The sequence below is a fragment of the Mycobacterium sp. NPDC003449 genome (assembly GCF_053588415.1).
Window position 1 is genome coordinate 23,235 of sequence record NZ_JBSFPX010000020.1, and the last position, 18,017, is coordinate 41,251.

At 68.8% G+C, this 18,017-nt stretch carries 15 protein-coding genes, 1 tRNA gene and 1 pseudogene; 8 read left to right on the forward strand and 9 right to left on the reverse strand.

What is annotated here, in order from left to right; all coding sequences use genetic code 11:
- Nucleotides 1-2 precede the first annotated feature (2 nt).
- Genes ACWDTP_RS08435 through ACWDTP_RS08445 form a run of 3 tightly spaced genes read right to left on the reverse strand, consistent with a single transcriptional unit; the run spans nt 3 to nt 4,113 of the window.
- Nucleotides 3-1,622, reverse strand: a complete 1,620-nt coding sequence (locus ACWDTP_RS08435) for a thiamine pyrophosphate-binding protein (protein WP_450018480.1) — start codon at nt 1,620-1,622, stop codon at nt 3-5.
- Complete coding sequence (speB, locus tag ACWDTP_RS08440) at nt 1,619-2,566, reverse strand: agmatinase (RefSeq protein ID WP_450018482.1); 948 nt, start codon at nt 2,564-2,566, stop codon at nt 1,619-1,621. Before speB ends, ACWDTP_RS08435 begins: the two co-directional genes overlap by 4 nt.
- Nucleotides 2,563-4,113 (reverse strand): purine-cytosine permease family protein, encoded by a 1,551-nt coding sequence (locus ACWDTP_RS08445; protein ID WP_450018484.1) that lies wholly within the window; start codon nt 4,111-4,113, stop codon nt 2,563-2,565. The genes speB and ACWDTP_RS08445 overlap by 4 nt, the downstream gene beginning before the upstream one ends.
- Before the next feature lie 211 nt (nt 4,114-4,324).
- On the opposite strand from ACWDTP_RS08445, the gene ACWDTP_RS08450 reads away from it, so the two are divergent.
- Together ACWDTP_RS08450 and ACWDTP_RS08455 are read left to right on the forward strand one after the other, a co-directional pair.
- Entirely contained in the window at nt 4,325-5,251 is a 927-nt protein-coding gene (locus ACWDTP_RS08450; RefSeq protein WP_450018486.1) for an Lrp/AsnC family transcriptional regulator, read from the forward strand.
- A gap of 39 nt (nt 5,252-5,290) precedes the next feature.
- On the forward strand, nt 5,291-6,091 hold the full coding sequence (locus ACWDTP_RS08455; protein ID WP_450018488.1) for a carboxymuconolactone decarboxylase family protein: 801 nt from the start codon (nt 5,291-5,293) through the stop codon (nt 6,089-6,091).
- A gap of 166 nt (nt 6,092-6,257) precedes the next feature.
- On the opposite strand, the gene ACWDTP_RS08460 is transcribed toward ACWDTP_RS08455, so the two are convergent.
- Nucleotides 6,258-7,304 carry a threonine aldolase family protein gene (locus ACWDTP_RS08460; protein WP_450018490.1) on the reverse strand — a complete coding sequence of 349 codons (1,047 nt, stop codon included), beginning with the start codon at nt 7,302-7,304 and terminating at the stop codon, nt 6,258-6,260.
- A 123-nt stretch (nt 7,305-7,427) separates the two neighbouring features.
- Here ACWDTP_RS08460 and ACWDTP_RS08465 point away from each other — a divergent pair.
- Nucleotides 7,428-7,501, forward strand: a tRNA-Ile gene (locus tag ACWDTP_RS08465).
- A gap of 154 nt (nt 7,502-7,655) precedes the next feature.
- Complete coding sequence (locus tag ACWDTP_RS08470) at nt 7,656-8,363, forward strand: sensor domain-containing protein (protein ID WP_450018492.1); 708 nt, start codon at nt 7,656-7,658, stop codon at nt 8,361-8,363.
- Between the two features lie 217 nt (nt 8,364-8,580).
- On the opposite strand, the gene ACWDTP_RS08475 is transcribed toward ACWDTP_RS08470, so the two are convergent.
- The 5 genes and pseudogenes from ACWDTP_RS08475 to ACWDTP_RS08495 all read right to left on the reverse strand — a co-directional run bounded on the left by ACWDTP_RS08475 (nt 8,581) and on the right by ACWDTP_RS08495 (nt 13,649).
- Nucleotides 8,581-8,733 carry a hypothetical protein gene (locus tag ACWDTP_RS08475; protein WP_450018493.1) on the reverse strand — a complete coding sequence of 51 codons (153 nt, stop codon included), beginning with the start codon at nt 8,731-8,733 and terminating at the stop codon, nt 8,581-8,583.
- 114 nt (nt 8,734-8,847) lie between these two features.
- Entirely contained in the window at nt 8,848-9,585 is a 738-nt protein-coding gene (locus tag ACWDTP_RS08480; protein WP_450018529.1) for a DUF1460 domain-containing protein, read from the reverse strand.
- Nucleotides 9,586-9,591: 6 nt separating this feature from the next.
- Nucleotides 9,592-10,494: pseudogene (locus ACWDTP_RS08485) on the reverse strand (transglycosylase SLT domain-containing protein); the annotation flags it as partial.
- A gap of 7 nt (nt 10,495-10,501) precedes the next feature.
- Nucleotides 10,502-12,988 carry a transglycosylase/D,D-transpeptidase PonA2 gene (gene ponA2 / locus ACWDTP_RS08490; protein ID WP_450018495.1) on the reverse strand — a complete coding sequence of 829 codons (2,487 nt, stop codon included), beginning with the start codon at nt 12,986-12,988 and terminating at the stop codon, nt 10,502-10,504.
- A 208-nt stretch (nt 12,989-13,196) separates the two neighbouring features.
- Entirely contained in the window at nt 13,197-13,649 is a 453-nt protein-coding gene (locus tag ACWDTP_RS08495; RefSeq protein ID WP_450018497.1) for a hypothetical protein, read from the reverse strand.
- A 160-nt stretch (nt 13,650-13,809) separates the two neighbouring features.
- Here ACWDTP_RS08495 and solA point away from each other — a divergent pair, with 160 nt between their 5' ends.
- The 4 genes from solA (at nt 13,810) to ACWDTP_RS08515 (ending at nt 18,016) form a co-directional block, all read left to right on the forward strand.
- Nucleotides 13,810-14,940, forward strand: a complete 1,131-nt coding sequence (solA, locus tag ACWDTP_RS08500; RefSeq protein WP_450018499.1) for an N-methyl-L-tryptophan oxidase — start codon at nt 13,810-13,812, stop codon at nt 14,938-14,940.
- A gap of 81 nt (nt 14,941-15,021) precedes the next feature.
- Complete coding sequence (locus ACWDTP_RS08505) at nt 15,022-16,197, forward strand: ABC transporter substrate-binding protein (RefSeq protein WP_450018501.1); 1,176 nt, start codon at nt 15,022-15,024, stop codon at nt 16,195-16,197.
- Nucleotides 16,194-17,255 carry a FecCD family ABC transporter permease gene (locus tag ACWDTP_RS08510; protein WP_450018503.1) on the forward strand — a complete coding sequence of 354 codons (1,062 nt, stop codon included), beginning with the start codon at nt 16,194-16,196 and terminating at the stop codon, nt 17,253-17,255. Before ACWDTP_RS08505 ends, ACWDTP_RS08510 begins: the two co-directional genes overlap by 4 nt.
- A complete protein-coding gene (locus ACWDTP_RS08515) occupies nt 17,246-18,016 on the forward strand; it encodes an ABC transporter ATP-binding protein (RefSeq protein WP_450018505.1) in 771 nt (256 codons plus the stop codon). Before ACWDTP_RS08510 ends, ACWDTP_RS08515 begins: the two co-directional genes overlap by 10 nt.
- Nucleotide 18,017: the final 1 nt, after the last annotated feature.

Genomic DNA, 18,017 nt, shown 5'->3' on the forward strand with positions numbered 1-18,017 from the left:
ATTCATTCCTTCGTTAGGTGGGTGGGGGCGAACATCTTCAGCAGCGCGGGCAGGACGATGACGGCGGGGCCGTCGGTCGCGAAGGTGGCCGCCACGAGTTCACCGACCGTGTCGGTGCCCGCGGTGTGCGCCGCGATGCCGAAACTGGCCGCCAGTCGCGCGAAGTCGGGCCGGGCCAGCTCGGTGGCGGTGGCGACGCCGAACTCGGCGCTCATGTACTCCCGCAGGATCCCGTAGCCGCCGTCGTCGACGATCAGCCAGGTGATGTTGGCGTCGTGCTGGCGGGCGGTGGCCAGCTCGGCGATCGAGTACATCGCGCCGCCGTCTCCGGAGACCGCGACGGTGCGCTCCCCGGTCGCGATGGCCGCGGCCAGCGCCGCGGGAAAGGCGAAGCCCAAACCGCCCGCGCCCTGCGCGGAGTGGAAGGTGCCGTCCTGCGGATCCCACGCCGACCAGGCCCAGTAGCCGGCGATGGTCATATCCCAGAAGGTGTGGGTGCGCGACGGCACCGCGGCGCGCAGATCGGCCATCAGCGCCAGTTCGGTGCCCAGGTCCTGCCCGGACAACCGGTCCTGCACGGCCTTTCGCAGCGCGGCGGCCCGGGCGGCACCCGGACCGTTGTCGCGGGGGTGGATCCGGTCGGCCAGCGCGGTCATGGCCGCGGCGGCGTCGGCGTGGATGGCCAGCGCGGGATGGTTGGCCTCCAGCACCCGCGCCTGCGCATCGATGTGGATCAGCCGCCCGCGCGGCGCGAACGTGAAGTAGTTGCTGGTGACCTCGCCCATCGCGGTCCCGACCGCCACCAGCACATCGGCGTCTTCGAGCAGTTCGGTGGTGTGGCGGTCCTCGATCCACGATGCCGCCGACAGCGGATGGTCGAAGGCGATGGCCCCCTTGCCGCCGACCGTGGAAACCACCGGTGCATCCAGCCTTTCGGCCAGAACCAGCAACGTCTCGGCCCCGCCGGCCGACCGGCGAGCTCCACCGCCGGCCAGGATCACCGGCCGCTCAGCCGAATTCAGCAGGCCGGCGGCGGCGTCGATCAGCTCGGGTCTGGGGCCGCGGTGCGTCACCGCGGTGGGCACCGTCACGACCGGCGGCACCGCGGTCGCCTCGAGCAGCACGTCCTGCGGGATCTCCACCCACACCGGCCCGGCCGGCGCGGACCGCGCGACGGCATGGGCGTCGGCGAGCAGGCTGGGGATCTCGGCGGCCTGCCGCACGGTGGCAACACTCTTGGTGACGTTGACGGCGCTGGCCTTCTGATCGTCGAGCTGATGCAGCATGCCCCGGCGCAGACCCAGCCCGGAGCGCGGTACCTGGCTGGCGATCACGAGCAGCGGGACGCCGGTGGCGTAGGCCTCCTGGAGCGCACCGAGCGCGGTCAACGCCCCGGGCCCGGTGGACAGGAACAGCACGCCGACCTCGCCGGTGACCCGGGCGTAGCCGTCGGCGCCGAACGCCGAGTTGTTCTCCACCCGGGAGCTGATGAACCTCAGGTCGCTGCGCCGGATGGCGTCGAACAGGCCGAGCGCGTTCTGCCCGGGAATGCCGAATACATGTGAGACACCCAGGGCCGTCAGGGTTTCGACGACCAGGTCGCCGCCGTTGCGCTCGGTCACTGTGCGGGGCCCAGTGCCAGTAGCGACACCAGATCGTAGGCGACGTGCGATGCCGCCACGCCGGTCATCTGGGCGTGATCGTAGGCCGGGGCCACCTCGACGACGTCGGCTCCGACCAGGTTCAGCCCGCGGAATCCACGCAGGATCTCCAGCAGTTCGCGGCTGGTCATCCCGCCGGCCTCGGGGGTGCCGGTGCCGGGCGCGTGGGCCGGGTCGAGCACGTCGATGTCGATCGACAGGTAGACGGGACGGGCGCCCACCCGTTGCCGCAGTTTGTCGACGACCTCGCGCACGCCCTGGTAGTAGACGTCGGAGGAGGTGACGATGCCGAATCCGAAGCGGCGGTCGTCCTCGAGGTCCTTCTTGCCGTAGAGCGGGCCGCGGGTGCCGACGTGCGAGAGGGCCTCGGTGTCGACGATGCCCTCCTCGACGGCCCGGCGGAACGGGGTGCCGTGGGTGTACTCGGCGCCGAAGTAGGTGTCCCAGGTGTCCAGGTGGGCGTCGAAGTGCACCAGGGCGACCGGCCCGTGTTTGGCGGCCGCGGCCCGCAGCAGCGGCAGCGCGATGGTGTGGTCACCGCCGATGGTCACGAGTTTGGTTCCGTCGGAGGTGAGTTCGCCCGCGGCGCCCTCGATGGTCTCGATCGCCTCGTGAATGTTGAACGGGTTGACCGGGATATCGCCGGCATCGGCGACCTGAATGAGCTCGAACGGCGAAACGTCCAGTCCCGGGTTGTACGGCCGCAGCAGGCGCGAGGACTCCCGGACGTGGCTGGGGCCGAACCGGGCACCGGGCCGGTAGGACACCCCGGAATCGAACGGGATGCCGGCCACCACGACGTCGGCTCTGGTCACCTCGTCGAGGCGGGGCAACCGGGCGAACGTGGCGGGTCCGGCGAAGCGGGGAACCTTCGATGCGTCGACGGGTCCGATCGGGGCGGTCATGCGGTCACTTCCTCTGTGGTCGGGGTGATTTCGGGCTCATCGTCGCTGACGATCGGAACGCCGGCGGGTGCGCCGGCCGGAACCGCGCGCGGGCCGTCGGGGCCGAAGGCGTCGCGCGGTTCGGGGAATGCCCACAGCAGTACGGGATAGAGCACGGCGGCCAGGCCCAGGCCGACCGGGATGGACAGGTCGATGCCGCCGGCGAGATTGCCCAGCGGTCCGACGAACTGGTCGGGCAGATTGACGAAGCAGATCGACAGCGCCGCCGCGATCAGCCAGGCGGCCAGGCCGCGCCAGTTCCAGCCGTGGGTGAACCAGTACCGGCCGCCGCGCTGGCGGCGGTTGAACACCTGCAGGGCATCGGAGTCATACCAGCCGCGCCGGGTGAACCAGCCGATCATCATGACCACCATCCACGGCGCGGTGCAGGTGACGATCAACACGGCGAACGTCGAGATGCTTTGCACCACATTGAAGGCGAACCGGCCGATGAAGATGAACACGATCGCGATGGAGCCGATGAAGATGGTGGCCCGCACCCGGCTGAACCGGGGGAACACGCTGGAGAAGTCTAGGCCCGTTCCGTAGAGCGCGGTGGTGCCGGTCGACATGCCGCCGATCAGGGCGATCAGGCACACCGGGATGAAGTACCAGTCCGGTGAGACGGTCAGCAGCCCGCCCACATAGTCGCCGTCGGCGAAGTTGTCCGGCGCGTGGGTGGCGATCACGGTCGCGGTGACCAGTCCGAACAGAAATGGCACCAGGGTGGAGAGCTGTGCGGCGACGGTGGCCACCATGGTCTTCCAACCCGGGGTGTCACGCGGGATGTAGCGGGCCCAGTCGCCGAGGAAGGCGCCGAACGACACCGGGTTGGACATCACGATCAGCGCCGCACCCACGAACGACGGCCAGTAGGCCGGGTCGCCCATCACCAGGGTGCCGGCATAGCCCGCGTCCAACATGCCGCCGAACGCGGCGATGCCGGCCAGGAACAGCAGGGTGGCCGCGATGACCGCGATCTTGTTGACCAGCAACATGAATCGGAACCCGTAGATGCACACCACCAGCACCAGCAGCGCGAACACGCCGTAGGCCACCGCCACCGCGACATCGCTCTGGGGCAGGCCCGTAGCCCGGTTGGCCCCGCCCACCAGGACGTCGCCGGAGGTCCACACCGAGATCGAGAAGAACGCCACCGCGGTAAGCAGGGACAGGAACGAGCCGACCACGCGACCGTGCACACCGAGGTGCGCCGAGGAGGACACCGCGTTGTTGGTGCCGTTACGCGGACCGAACAGTGACATCGGCGCCAGGATCAGCGCGCCGAGGATCAGTCCGGTCAACGTGGCCAGTAGCCCGTCGCGGAAGGACAGTCCGAAGATGATCGGGAAGGTGCCCAGCACGACCGTGGCGATCGTGTTGGCGCCGCCGAAGATGAGCCGGAACAGATCCAGCGGGCCCGCGGTGCGCTCGGCGTCCGGGATCGGCTCGACGCCGTGCGTCTCCACCTGCGTGGCTTTGGGCGTGAGCGCGGGAGTGGCGGCCATGACGATCCTTGCGCGAGGGGGATGTGTGATGCGGGTTACAGTAAGCCCGCGTTTGGGTCGGCGCAATCGCTTCGATCGTTACAGCGAGGTTTCTGATATCGATGTGAGCGGCATCGGCGGCGTTTACGTCGTAACCAACCGCATGGCATCGAAACGAGTATCGTTGTGCCGGTCTGACCGTGAGGAAAAATTTTCGAAGAATTTTGGATGGATGGCTGGGATGGACGAGGTCGACGAGGCGATCGTCAGCCTGCTGGAGGGCGACGGGCGCCTGACCCACCGCGATATCGCCGGTCGGGTCGGACTGTCGCGGTCGGCGGCCGCGACCCGGATTCAGCGCCTGATCGCCAGCGGCCAGGTCGTGGTGCGCGGCGTCGTGCATCCGGCGGTGCTGGGGCGGGGTGCGCTGGCCCATGTCAGCGTCATGGTCGGCGGGCCCGCCGGGCCGATCGCGGCGAACCTGGCCCGCCGCGCCGATGTCGCGTTCCTGTCGCTGACCAGCGGTCCGTATGGGCTGATCGCCGAGGTCCGGGTCGGCTCGCTGCGCGAGGTCGACCGCGTCGTCACCGAATTGCGCGCACTGCCAGGGGTTCTGGGCGTGGACACGCTCACCTACGTCGAGGTGTTGCGCGATGTCGTCGGCCCGGTCGGCGAGGTCGGCATCGACGTCGACGAGGTGGACCTGGCACTGCTACGTGCGCTGCAGGACGACGGCCGGGCATCGTATGTGGATCTCGCCGCGACCGTCGGGCTGTCACCGGCGGGTGCGCGACGACGGGTGGTCCGCCTGGTCGAGGCGCAGGTGGTGCGGATCGGCGCGGTGGTGCGCCATTCCGGGCAGGACCGGCAGAGCGCGCTCGGTCTGGGGATCCGGCTGACCGGGGATGCCCACGGGGTGGTGCCCGCGCTGGTGGCGATGCGGCCGGTGATCTTCGTGGCCCGCACGCTGGGCCACTACGACCTGCTGGCCACGGTGCGGGCGTTCTCGGCGGCGCAGCTCGTCGAGATCCTCGACGCGATCCGCGCCATGGCCGGGGTCGGTGTCGTCGACAGCTGGGTGCATCTGGAGGTGGTCAAGGAGAGCTATGCGTCGGGATTGGAGGCGATGGCCAAACCATCCGCCGAACACCCGGGCTAAACCCTCGCGACGGCGCCGGGACTGGTGGATACTGCGGGTGTGTTGAGTGAGCTGGTGCGCCTGGTGGAGTTGTCACCGCCCGGGCTGGCCGACATCAATGCCGCGGTGCGTGAGGTATGCGCGACGACCGTCGGGCTGCCCGCGCTGCCCGCCGAGTCCTCCGGCGGCGCCGTCGACCCCATGGTGACCGAGTTCGCCGAACAGTTCAGCGCCGACGTGACCGCGATCAACGCCGCGCAACGGGCGGCCTTCTCGGATCTGTTGGCGGCGGACGTGTTTGGTGTCACCACCCTCATCTTCATCGCCGATTTCGTGCCAAGGGTGAACGCCGGGCTGTGCTCGATCGGGGTCCGGGTGCCGTTGGAACCCGGCAGTTGGGACCATGACACCGATCCGTCGGAGTTCGTGCTGGACGTGTTCCTGCCCGCGGTGGGACGCTTGCGCACACTCGATCCGGTGACCTCGGAGCTCGCCCGCCTGCGTGGGGCGCGTCAACACAACTGCCGGCTGTGCAAATCGCTGCGCGAGGGTTCGGCGCTCGACGCCGGCGCCGACGAGTCGATGTACTCCGCGATCGACCACTACCAGGATTCCGACCTGTCCGAGCGGCACAAGGCGGCGCTGCGCTACGTCGACGCGCTGATCTGGACACCGTCGCAGGTGCCGGGCGAGCAGTTGCTCCGGCACTTTTCGCGGGATGAGGCGATCGAGTTGACGCTCGATGTGATGCGCAACGCCTGCAACAAGGTGGCCGTCGCGCTCGGGGTGGACGCCGCGCGGGTGAGTGAGGGGACCGAGCGCTACGAGATCGGCACCGACGGGCAACCGGTCTACGGCTGACCACGTTTCGGCGAGCGTGCGTGTCTGCTGCCCGCCACTCCGTGGCGAGCCAGCATTCCACGCACACTCGGCAGGGCGTGAGTGTGCGCAAAGTGCCGGAGAATTGCGGCGTGTCGCGCGGCAGACGCGCACGCTCGCGGTGCCTGGGGCAGTGGATTCGCCGGCATTACGACCCTGAGGTCGAAATCGACGCCAGCACCCGTAGGGCATCGTCGACCTCCGCCTCGGTGGTGGCCCACGAGCAGACGAACCGCACGGCCGGCATCAGCGGATCGGGCCGGTGCACGGCGTAGCTTCGGCCGAACTCCCGGTACACCGCGGGGTCGAGGTCGACGAACACCTCGTTGGCCTCGGTCGGGGAGGCGATCGGCAGGCCGAGCGACCGCAGGCCCGTGCTCAGCCGAGCCGCCATCCGATTGGCGTGGGCGCCGTTGTCCAGCCACAGGTCGTCCCGCAGCAGCGCCTCGAACTGGGCGGCGATGAACCGCTGCTTGCTGGCGAGATGGCCGATCTGCTTCTGTACGAAATGAATTCCGTCGAACAGTTCGGGCCGGCGGACCAGGATCGCCTCGCCCAACAGGATGCCGTTCTTGGTTCCGCCGACGGTCACGATGTCGGCGTCGCCGATCGCTTGGTGCGGCGGAATATCCAGCGCGGCTACCGCATTGGCGATCCTCGAGCCGTCGATGTGTACCAGCAACCGCAGATCGTGGGCGTGGTCGACGAAATCCTTGACGGCCTGCGGGGTCCACAGCCGCCCGTTCTCGGTGGACTGGGTGATGGTGACGATCCTCGGTTGCGAATGGTGCACCGGCCCGCGGCGGGCGGCGGCCCGGTCGAGTGCCGCCGGATCGATCAGGCCGTCGTCGCTGGGCAGCCGGGTCAGCTGAGCGCCCGACACCCGGACCGGCCCACCCGCCTCGTCGACCAGCGAGTGCGCGATATCGCTGCACAGGATCTCCTGCCAAGGGCGCACCGCCGAGGCGAGCGCGATGACGTTGGCGCCGGTGCCGGTCAGGGCGAACAGCACATCGGCCTCGGGGGAGTCGAAGGTGGCCCTGATCGCGTCGGCGGCGCGCCGCGTGGCGTCGTCATCCCCGTAGGACGGGGCGGCGGCGTCGTTGGCGGCCACGATCGCATCGAGGACCTTCGGGTGGGCGGGTGCGGCGTTGTCGGAGGCGAACGCGTATGACGGTGACGACACGTCCGCCATGATTCCACCGCGACCTGGGCGGGGCCTGTCCGATGCCGCCCAGGAAGATCGGGCCGGTTCCCCGAAGCCCCTGGTCGGTGTGCCGCGATTGTGTGGGAATATAGGTGCCGCGCAGCCGCGCCCGGGGCGGTAGCTCAGTCGGTTAGAGCCGTGGACTCATAATCCATTGGTCGCGGGTTCGAGCCCCGCCCGCCCCACTCCGCATCATGGATGACGTCCGGTGGTGCTTGACGTAACGATCCCGCAAAGCCTTGGAACCTTCCGGGAAATGTTCCCCGAAGAATGCGAGTTCGCTGGTTCCCTAGAATTGCCATCAACGCGACATGTCGTCACTGCTGGACGGGGAAACGCATGCGTCATCTGACCACCGCGATCGCCATCGCTGCTGTTTGTGTCCTCGCCGCCGGTTGCGGCGAATCCGACGAGCCGACAGCGCAGAACACACCGACCAAACCGATGATCACGTCTTTCGCCCCGGCACCGGTGTTGAACCGGGCCCTGCCGGGTCTACTGCTCACCCCCGAGCAGATCGGCGCGGCCACGGGGGTGGGCGATATGACCGTCACCGGTACCCAATCCGAATTGCCGGACGACAGTGCGACGATGGAACCGCGCGAATGCCTCGCCGTCGACGGTGCCGCGCAGGCACTCGTCTATGCCGACAGTGGATACACCGACGTGCGCGATGTGACCCTGGGAAATGGGGACAACTTCACCCATTACGCCCATCAGGCGGTGGTGTTGTTTCCCGATGCCGCGCAGGCCAAGGCCTTTTACGACGCATCGGCGCAACAGTGGACGCAGTGCCACAGCTACAGCCACCTGCAGTCCGGCACCCAGTGGGAGGCCGGGCCCATCTCGAACAAGTCCGGCATGCTGAGTGTGATCACCACCCAACTGGAGGCCCAGGCGGGTGGCTGGGCCTGCGGGCGGGCGTTGACTGCCCGCATCAACGTGATCGTCGATGTCAACACCTGCAGCGCCAAGCCGGGGGACTCGGCGGTCGCGATCGCCAATCAGATCGCCTCGAGGGTGGATGAGCCGTCACCGCGAAGGTAGCCAGCCGACCAGCCGCGCGGGTGGGTGCCCGGGTGCGGCTAGAACCAGACTTTTCGCCCGCCGACCGGACGGCCGACGGCTCCGAGAATCCACAGGATGATGCCGAGCACGATCATGGCCATTCCGTTCGACGTAGGGACAATTCGGGTTTGCTGCACCTCAGTAATTGCCACTTCCGTCGATATTCAAACGCGCGGGCGGTCCGCCCTCGACGTGGTCAGGCCGACGGGGTCGCCGGCATCTTGGCCAGATAGGACGGATGCCGCCGCATCGCTTCGCTGACCTCCCGGGAGTACCGCTGCGCGGATCGCCACACGGGGTGCGACTCGAGGTCGATGACGGTGTCGTCGGTGGTTGCTGTCGTCGCCATCGCTGCGGCCTCCCACGCTCATGTCGATTTCTGACTACTGGTTTCCACCCTCCTCGTGGCAGCTGAGCCTGGCTGTCGGTTTTACCGTGGTTTTGCTGAGGAAAGCGCGGGCCCTCACTGGACCGGGCGCAACACCACGACTCCTGGCACGGTTTGCAGATAGTCGAAGAGGGGAGTGTCGACGACCTTGTCGTCCGCCCGCAGCGACGATGCGTTCCGCAGGACGGGGCCGGTCGGCGAGTCGACGAAGATGCCGACGTGAGTCACGTCGAGGCCGCCGTCCTCGGCGTAGGCCCCGAGGTAATCGCCGGTGCGCAACCGGGCCACGACACCGGCGTCGACCTGCCCGCTCGGAATGTAGGACACGGTCCGTGGCACCACGGGCGCCCCGGGCACGTACACCCCGCCGGAATCCTTCTGATTGAGGTGTTTGGTCACCTCGATCGCGTCGGGGTCGACGTCCGTGGCGATATCGGTGGCGATCGCGGGCGATGCCACCGCCCAGTCGGTGAAGAAGTGCCTGCGGTTCTGGAACCCGACGATGCCGTCCCGGTACCGCACGCCGGCCAGGCCGCGGACGAACTGGTCGCGGTTGGTCGACCGTTTCAGCGCTTCGACATAGTCGGCGTAGGTGAAACAGTCGACCCCCTGCAAATCGACCACGAGCTGCTCGGGTTCGGATGGCGATCCGACGAGAGTATGTGCGGCATACGGGACGTCGAGGAACTGCCGGGACAGCAGCTCCGATCGTCCGGCCGGGTCGGCGCGCGCCGCGCCGGCCGCCACGGCCAGCAACGTGTGCAGCCGCTGCTCGCTCGGGCCGGAGATCTGCACCGGCGGCTCGGGCGGCACCGCCGGCGGGTGGGCCGCCAGGTAGTCCGCGACCGGCGTCGGGGCGGGCGCCGAGTATCCGATCGGCAGGACCACGTCTCCCGCGGTCGTGTAATAGACGACGTCCCACCGGTAGTAGCCGGCGAACGCGGCGGGATCGGCCGCGAGCACCGACGCGTAGTCGTCGACCGCCCGCACATACTGGTTGGAGTTGTTGTACCGGAACAGGGCGTTGTCCGGGTTCTGGGCGAAGCCGTTGGCGGCCAGGTAGCGGCCCGCGGCCATGATGCTGTCACGAGGCGAGTGGATGTCGCCGCCCCCGCCGTAGGCGGCGAACGTCGCGGGCATGAACTGCATCGGCCCCTGGGCGCCGGCCGTGCTCACACCGGCGACCCGGCCGAACCCGGTTTCGATCAGGTTGATCGCCGCCAGATAATTCCAGCCGACGCCGGAGGCCGCCTCCGCGTCGCGGTAGTAGCCGAGCAGTTCGTCGGGCGGCCTGGGCGGCACGATCCGCCATGCAGGCACGGTGTCCTTGGCGTGCCTGCTCATCGCGCCGAGCTGGCGCCGGGCGTCGACGTTGCGGTCGTAGCTCTCCAGCAGCGACGGCGGGATCTGTGGCCGGGCGATCGGATCCCACTCGGGGTGGCGTCCCAGGGCACGGTAAGCCGCCTGCTGGCGGTATGCCGCCGCCGCCAGCACAGCCTCCGGTGACGACCGGTCCCTGAGCGTGTGTTCGTCGGCGACCAGATCGGCGGCCAGGCGTGCGGGATCGGACGCGAGCCTGCGCCGTTGCGAGTCCGACGGCGAGGCGGTGCTCGGCTGGGCGGCCTGCACGGGCGGGTCCGGCAACAGGTCGGGCTTCGAGCAGCCCGCGAGCGTGACCGTCATCGCGACGACGACAGCGAACGCGGCAGAACGAATCGACATCGGCTTCCTAGAACGGCGTGCCGGGCGGGGGCGGTGGTGGCGGTGGCGGTGGTTCCGGCGGCGGCGCGGCGGGCAGGGTTATCGGTGGCAGTCCCGGAATCTCGATGACGTTGGGCGGCGGGGGTGGTGCCAGCTCGTCGCGGGTCGGCGGGAGTGGCGGGAGCTCGGGGCGCGGGACGTAGACCGGCGGCGGTGGTGGCACATATCCGGTGCTGGTGTTGATGGTGATGATCGAGCCGGGAATGGTCCGGCCGCTCGGTGAGGTGCCGACCACCGATCCCTTCGTCGCGTTGCTGTTGACCTGCGAGGGTTTGTCCGAGACCCGGAACCCCGCATCCTGCAGGCGTTTTCGTGCCTCATCGAGTTTCATGCCGGATACCGTGGGTACCTGGCCTCCCGGCCCGCCGTCGACATAGACCGGATCGGTGGGTGGAAGGGCCACCGGACCGAACGAATCGGCGATCGGTTTCATCGCCCGAAACCAGGTCAGGGCGGGCTCGGTGCCTCCATACAGGTTGCCGTCCCCGCATTTGTGCAGCGGGTACGAACACAGACCCGACGGTGTGGGGGAGTCGTCGAAAATGTAGTTGGCCGCGGCGTATTGGTTGGTGAAGCCCAGAAACCCCGAGGAACGGTGGGATTCGGTGGTGCCGGTCTTGCCCGACATCGGCAGGTTCCAGCCGACCGAGCTCGCCGCGCCCGCCGCGGTCCCGCTGACGTCGTCCTTGCTCAGGGCATTGGCCAGGGTGTTGGCCAGCCCCTCGGGCACCGCCTGTTCGCATGGGGCGGCCTTCACCGCCACCTCCTTGCCGGTGCGGTCGAAAACCTTGTCGATCGGTGAGGGTGGGCACCACATGCCGCCAGAGGCCAGCGTCGCGCCGACATTGGCCAGCTCCAACGCATTGAGCTCGAGTGGCCCCAGGGTGAAGGATCCGATGTTCTGCCGTTTGACGTAATCGGCGATGCTCTCCTCGGGGTCGGACGTGTACGCGCGGGCACTACCCGGCTCGGCGTAGGACCGCAGCCCCAGCCGAACCGCCATATCCACCGCGTGCGGCACTCCGATCTGTGAGATGAGTTTGGCGAATGCGGTATTGGGCGACTTGGCCAGCGCGTCGGTGACGCTCATCGGGCTGGGGTAGGAACTGACGTTGCGCACGCACCAGGTCTCTTTCGGGCATCCGGGGGTTTCGCTGCTGCCGAGACCCTTGCCCAGAAACATCTGCGGGACATCGAGCCGGGTGTTGATGCCCATCCCCATCTCGAGCGCGGCGGCCGTGGTGAAGATCTTGAATATCGACCCGGCACCGTCGCCGACCAGTGAGAAGGGCTGCGGTTGCATGGTCTGGTCGGCGTCCAGATCGAGCCCGTAGGTGCGGTTGTCGGCCATCGCCAGCAGCCGGTGCGCATCCTTGCCGGGCCGGATCACGCTCATCACGCTGGCGACACCGTTGGTGCCGGGGTTCGCAAACCGGTCGACCGCCGATTTGACGTTGTCCTGCACCTTCGGGTCGAGGGAGGTGCGGATCAAATAGCCGTTGCGCGCGACCTCCTCGGGGCTCAGGCCCGCGCGCTGCAGGTACTGCAGGACGTACTCGCAGAAGAAGGCCCGATCGCCGGCGCTGATGCAGCCCTGCGGCAGCGGGTCGGCGTGCGGGAGCACACCCAGCGGGGTCGCCTTCGCGGCGCGCAGTTCATCGGCCCGGTCGGGCAGATAGTCGATCATGGTGTCGAGCACGGTGTTGCGCCGCTCCAGCGCGCCGTCGGGGTTGGTGTACGGGTCGAGCGCGCTGGTGGACCGCACCACACCGGCCAGCAGGGCGGCCTGCTGCCAGTTGAGCTGCGCGGCGTCGATCCCGAAATAGGTGCGCGCCGCGTCCTGTACGCCGAACGAGCCGTTGCCGAATGACACCAGGTTCAGGTAGCGGGCCAGGATCTCGCTTTTGGACAGCGCCTTGTCCAGTGCCAGGGCGATCCGGATCTCGCGCAGCTTGCGGGCGGGGCTGACCTCGACCGCGGCCCGCCGTTCGGCGTCGGTCTGCGCCTTGACCAGAAGGTTGTAGTTCTTGACGTACTGCTGCTCGAGCGTCGAACCGCCGCGGACCTGTTTGATTCCCCGCAGATAGCCGATGAACCCGTTCAGCGTCCCCTGCATGTCCACACCATTGTGCTCGGTGAAGCGTTTGTCCTCGATCGAGACGATCGCGAGTTTCATGGTGTCGGCGATCCGGTCGCTGGGTACCACCCATCGACGCTGCTCGTAGAGCCAGGCGATGGGCGTGCCCTCGGCGTCGACCATGGTGGTGACGATGGGCGCCTCGCCCTGCAGCACCTGCGACGAGTCCTGCGCGACCCCGTCGGACAGTCGCATCGTCAACGACCCGACGCCGCCGGCGACCGGGAACATCAACGCCGCTGCGAGCAACCCGGCCAGCACACAATGCATGGCCAGCTTGGCAACGGTGTCCCTGGACCGTGGACGCTGGTCCGACATGCCCTCAAGACTAGAACCTCCGGATGCCGTGGCGCGCGGATCACACGCAAGACGTTAGGCGCGTTGGTATCTCGGCGGGTCGCGGCGAGGAAACCTGCTGCCCGGTCACCGGTCCGTGGGCTGCCGGGCACGGTTGACTGCCGGGCCTCGGCAATCGTTCTGAGCCGTCCCTGGCCACCGATCCCGGGCGCCCGTCCGCTGCGGGTTGTTACCGGTCCCCGCGCGTGCAGTTCGGATTCGCCGGCTTTGCCGCCCAGGTGCACACGTCGATGTAGGTGGTGTTCTGATAGCCGCCACCGTCGAAGACCCCGTAGGCGTCGCCGTGGGTCCCGGTGTAGGTGGCCCCACCCCCGCCGCCGCCACCCGAGGTGACGATGGTGGTCATCGACCAGCCCGCACCTTCCAGCGCGGACCGGTAGGCGCTCATCACCTCGCCCGGCGAACCATTGACCTGGTAGTGCAGGTGGGTGCCGCCGTCGGCGATGTCGTCGGGGCCGTTGGTCTGTTGGGTGTCCGCCGGCGCGGGTACCAGCGATGCCGGCGGCGCGGCGGCCGGCGTGGTCGGCGTGGCCTCGGCGGTCTGGGTGGTGGAACTGCACGCCGACGCGGCCATGGCGAACGCGACCGCCGCGACCATCCAGGATTTGCTGTGCTGCATCATCGGCGTCCCCGTTCGTCTCGCCGCACGGTATCAATCGGGGTCGCGGCGTCCGGGCCGAATTGACGCGAACGTCGTGCCGCTGGTTCCCATCGCAACCAGGTGACGGTCTCGGCGAACCCGCCGCGCGCTACCGTCGGTTGACGTCGAGGGGGGTGATCTGATGTACGACGTGGCCGTGCTCGGTCTCGGTGCGATGGGCGCGATGACGGCATGGCGCTGCGCATCGCGCGGGGCGAGTGTGGTGGGTATCGAGCAGTTCACGCCCGCGCACCGGCTCGGGTCCTCGCACGGCGGGTCACGCATCTTCCGCGAGACCATCTTCGAAGGCGTGGATTATCTGCCCATCGTGGCGCGCGCCAAAGGCCTGTGGCGGCGGCTGGAGAAGGACTCCGGTGCAACGGTTTTCCGTCCGGCCGGGGCGCTCTACATCGGTCCACGCGACGGCGAGCTGATCGGTGACGCGCTCGCCGCAGGCGCCGCGGGCGGGTTCGAGCAGGAACTCCTCGAACCCGAGGAACTCGCCGAGCGGTATCCGCAGCACGCGACGATCGACGGCGATGTCGCGGTGTTCGAGGCCGGCGCCGGGCTGCTCGATCCGGAGGCGTCGATCCTGGCCGCGATCGGACTCGCCGAGAACGCGGGAGCCCGATTGCACTTCGAGACCACCGTCACCGGATTGGGCTCCGATGACGACGGCGTCCGCATCGACACCTCGACCGGGACCCTGCGGGCGAAACGGGCGGTCGTCGCGACCGGCGCCTGGTTCGACGACCTGATTCCCGGTCTCGGGCTGCCGGTGCGGGTGCAACGGTCGTCGGCGTTGTTCTTCGCCCCGGCCGATCCCGATGGGTACGGCTACCGGCGGTTCCCGGCCTTCATCCGCAAGAGCGGCGACGTCGACGGCTGGGGGGTGCCCGATGTCGACGGGACGGGTGTCAAACTCGGCGCCGGGCCGACCGCCAACAAACCGTGGCTGGACCGCCCCGAGGACAACGGCCACCCCCTCGACCACCGCGACACGGCTCCGGCCGAGGAGTTCTGCCGGCGGGCGTTCCCGGCGCTGACACCGAAGGTGGTCGCGGGCTGGCCCTGCATGAACGCCAAGACGCCCGACCTCGATTTCGTCGTCGGCACCACCGAGCGGGCACCGCACCTCGTGCTCACCGGCGGGTTCTCCGGCCACGGGTTCAAACACGCGTCCGGGATCGGCGACATCGCCGCCGACCTCGCCCTCGACGGCGCCTGCGATATCCGGTTGGACAGGTTCTCCCCGGACCGGTTCGGCCTATAGGTAACCTGTGCGGCGATGGTGAGTTAGGCAAGCGTTTCCTATCCGGCTTGTCGCCGACGACGTCCCGAGGTGGTGCTGCCCGTGAAGCTTCGTGCCCGCCGGACCGCGGCGGTTCTGACGCTGTTCGCGCTCGTCGTGGCGGCCGCCGGATGCGGGGCAGACAGCACGCCGGATCCGCAATCCACCCGGAGCAGCGGGCCCGAGACGACCGTCACCGATGTGCTGGGCAGGCAGGTCACGATCAAGGCGCCCTCGGCGCGCATCCTGGTCGACGGGGCCCGCATGCTCTACACCACCGCGATGCTCAACAAGGACAACCCGACGGACCGGATCGTCGGCTGGCCCAGCGATCTCGAGCAGAACGATCCCGGCACGCTGGCGGCGTATGAGAAGAAGTTCCCGCAGATCGCCGACATCCCCAAGACCGGCGATCTCTGGGACGGCTCATTCTCGGTGGAGCAGGCGATCTCGCTGCAACCCGACGTGTTCGTCGTCAGCGCGTCGTCGTTCGACGCGGCGCAGGATGCGGGCACAATCGAGCAGCTCGACCGCGCAGGCATCCCGACCGTGGTCGTCGACTACTTCGTCGACCCGCTCAAGAACACCGCGCCGAGCATCGAGCTCATGGGCAAGCTGATGGGACGGGACCGCGAGGCCGCCGATTTCGTCTCCTACTACCGGGCCGCGATGGCGGACGTGCGCGGCAGGCTCGACACCGCGAAGGCGCCGCGGACCCCCACCTTCCTGTGGCGTGCCCCCGGCTATTTCGACTGCTGCTCGTCGTTCGCCAAATCGAATCTGGCGTCGCTCGTGACCTATTCGGGCGGAACGAATCTCGCCGACGACATGCTGCCCGGGCAGCAGGGCAGCCTCTCGCCGGAGGCGGTGCTGACCAGCAACCCCGCCGTCGTCATCGCCACCGGCGCCAACTGGTCGCCGGACACCCCCGCCGAGCCGGGCAGCTTCGTGCCGCTGGGATATGACGAGACCGCCGAACAGGCCCGATCTCAGCTGCGCGCCGTCGTCGACCGCCAGGCCGGGTTCGCCAACCTCGGGGCGGTCAAGGATCGCCGCACCTACGCGGTCTGGCATCACTTCTACGATTCGCCATACAACTTCCTGGCGGTCCAGTGGTTCGCCAAGTGGATGCACCCGGACCTGTTCGCCGACATCGATCCCGACGCCGGCCTGCGTGAACTGCACGAGAAGTTCCTTCCGATCCAGCCCACCGGGGTGTTCTGGACCGGGCTGACGTGACTACCGCCACGCGGGCCGACCGCGCCGCCGGCGCCACCCGCGCCTACCAGTCGATGGTCGCCCGCAGGCGCGTGGTCGTGCTGTGCCTGTTCGTGCTGACCGCGGTGCTGTTCGTGGCGGATGTCGGGGTCGGCGGCAGCGGCCTGAGCCCCGGCCAGCTGCTGCGGGGCGTCTTCACTCCGTGGGCGGCCCCCGATACCCTGCAGCAGATCGTCTGGAACATCCGGATGCCGATGTCGGTGGTCGGCGTGCTTGTGGGTGCGGCCCTGGCGATCGCGGGTGTGCAGATGCAGACCATCCTCAACAACCCACTGGCCGAGCCGTACACCCTCGGCATCTCGGCCGCCGCCGGATTCGGCGCCGCGCTCAGTGTCGTCGTCGGTGGCTCGGCCGCTTCGATGTTCGGGACAGCAGGCAGCGCATGGGTTTTCGCCATGATCGCGTGCGCGGTCATCCTCGGCTTCAGCAGCCTGCGCGGGGCCAGCGCCGAGAGCATGATCCTGCTGGGAATCGCCATGGTGTTCCTGTTCACCGCGCTGCTGTCGCTGCTGCAGTACATCGCTTCCGATGCCCAGCTGCAACAGGTGGTGTTCTGGACCCTGGGCAGCCTGGGCCGCGCCAACTGGCAACAGGTGGCGGTCCTGGCCGTGGGCCTGGCGATCATCACCCCGGTGTTTCTGCGGGCGGCGTGGACCCTGACCACGTTTCGGCTGGGCGACGAGCGGGCGCAGGCGCTGGGGGTCAACGTCGAGCGGACCCGCGTGCTGGTGCTCGTCGGGGTCTCGCTGCTGGCGGCCACCGCCGTCGCGGTTGCGGGCACGATCGGGTTCGTCGGGCTGGTGGGCCCGCACGCCGCCCGAATGCTGGTGGGGGAGAACCAGCGTCACTTCCTGCCCGCCGCCGCGCTGTGCGGTGCGGCGCTGCTGTGTGGGGCGTCGCTGGCCAGCAAGCTGATCGTCCCCGGGGTGATCATCCCGGTCGGAATCATCACCTCGATCGTCGGCGTGCCCTTGTTCCTGGTGCTGATCCTGACGAGGACGCGACGGCTATGGGGTTAGATCTCGACGGTCTCAAAGTCAGTGACCTGGCCTTCGGCTACGGCGACGCGCGGGTGCTGCGTGATGTCAGCCTGCCGACGATGCGGCCCGGCGAGGTGACCGCGGTGGTCGGGCCTAACGCGGCGGGCAAGTCCACGCTGCTCAAACGCATCGCCGGCATCCACCGCGGCAGCGGCCGCGTCGAGATCGGCGGCGACCGGGCCGCCAAGCCCACCGAACGCATCCTCTACACCCCGCAGGATCCGCCGCCGCCCAGCTCGATCACCGTGTTCGAGGCGGTGCTGCTGGCCCGCCAGGGCCGGTTGAAGGGGCGCCCGAGCCCGGCCGCGCTCGACGAGATCGGCCGGGTACTCGCCGAGCTGGATCTCGACGAGATGTCCACCCGGGCGATCTCCGACCTGTCCGGGGGCCAGCGGCAGCTGGTCAGCCTGGCCCAGGCGATGATCCGCAGGCCCGCGGTGATGCTGCTCGACGAACCCACCAGCAGCCTGGATCTGCGTAACCAACTTCAGCTGCTCGCGCTGGTCCGGCGGATCGCCCGGGAGCAGCCCGCGGTCGTGATGATCACCGTGCACGATCTCGGCCTCGCCGCGCGGTTCGCCGACCGGATCGTCGTATTGAGTGACGGCGCGGTGCATTCGGCCGGGGATCCGGGCGCCACGATCACCGAGGCGATGCTGCGCGAGGTGTACCGCATCGACGGCCAGGTACACACCAGCACCGACGGTGTGGTGAGCGTGGCCGCGGCGCGCAGCCTGTAGC

What these genes read in the sequence shown, in the direction of transcription:
- speB (WP_450018482.1), bottom strand. Translation starts at nt 2,566, where the DNA reads ATGACCGCCCCGATCGGACCCGTCGACGCATCGAAGGTTCCCCGCTTC.
- ACWDTP_RS08445 (WP_450018484.1), bottom strand. Translation starts at nt 4,113, where the DNA reads ATGGCCGCCACTCCCGCGCTCACGCCCAAAGCCACGCAGGTGGAGACG.
- ACWDTP_RS08450 (WP_450018486.1), top strand. Translation starts at nt 4,325, where the DNA reads ATGGCTGGGATGGACGAGGTCGACGAGGCGATCGTCAGCCTGCTGGAG.
- ACWDTP_RS08460 (WP_450018490.1), bottom strand. Translation starts at nt 7,304, where the DNA reads ATGGCGGACGTGTCGTCACCGTCATACGCGTTCGCCTCCGACAACGCC.
- ACWDTP_RS08470 (WP_450018492.1), top strand. Translation starts at nt 7,656, where the DNA reads ATGCGTCATCTGACCACCGCGATCGCCATCGCTGCTGTTTGTGTCCTC.
- ACWDTP_RS08475 (WP_450018493.1), bottom strand. Translation starts at nt 8,733, where the DNA reads ATGGCGACGACAGCAACCACCGACGACACCGTCATCGACCTCGAGTCG.
- ponA2 (WP_450018495.1), bottom strand. Translation starts at nt 12,988, where the DNA reads ATGTCGGACCAGCGTCCACGGTCCAGGGACACCGTTGCCAAGCTGGCC.
- ACWDTP_RS08495 (WP_450018497.1), bottom strand. Translation starts at nt 13,649, where the DNA reads ATGATGCAGCACAGCAAATCCTGGATGGTCGCGGCGGTCGCGTTCGCC.
- solA (WP_450018499.1), top strand. Translation starts at nt 13,810, where the DNA reads ATGTACGACGTGGCCGTGCTCGGTCTCGGTGCGATGGGCGCGATGACG.
- ACWDTP_RS08515 (WP_450018505.1), top strand. Translation starts at nt 17,246, where the DNA reads ATGGGGTTAGATCTCGACGGTCTCAAAGTCAGTGACCTGGCCTTCGGC.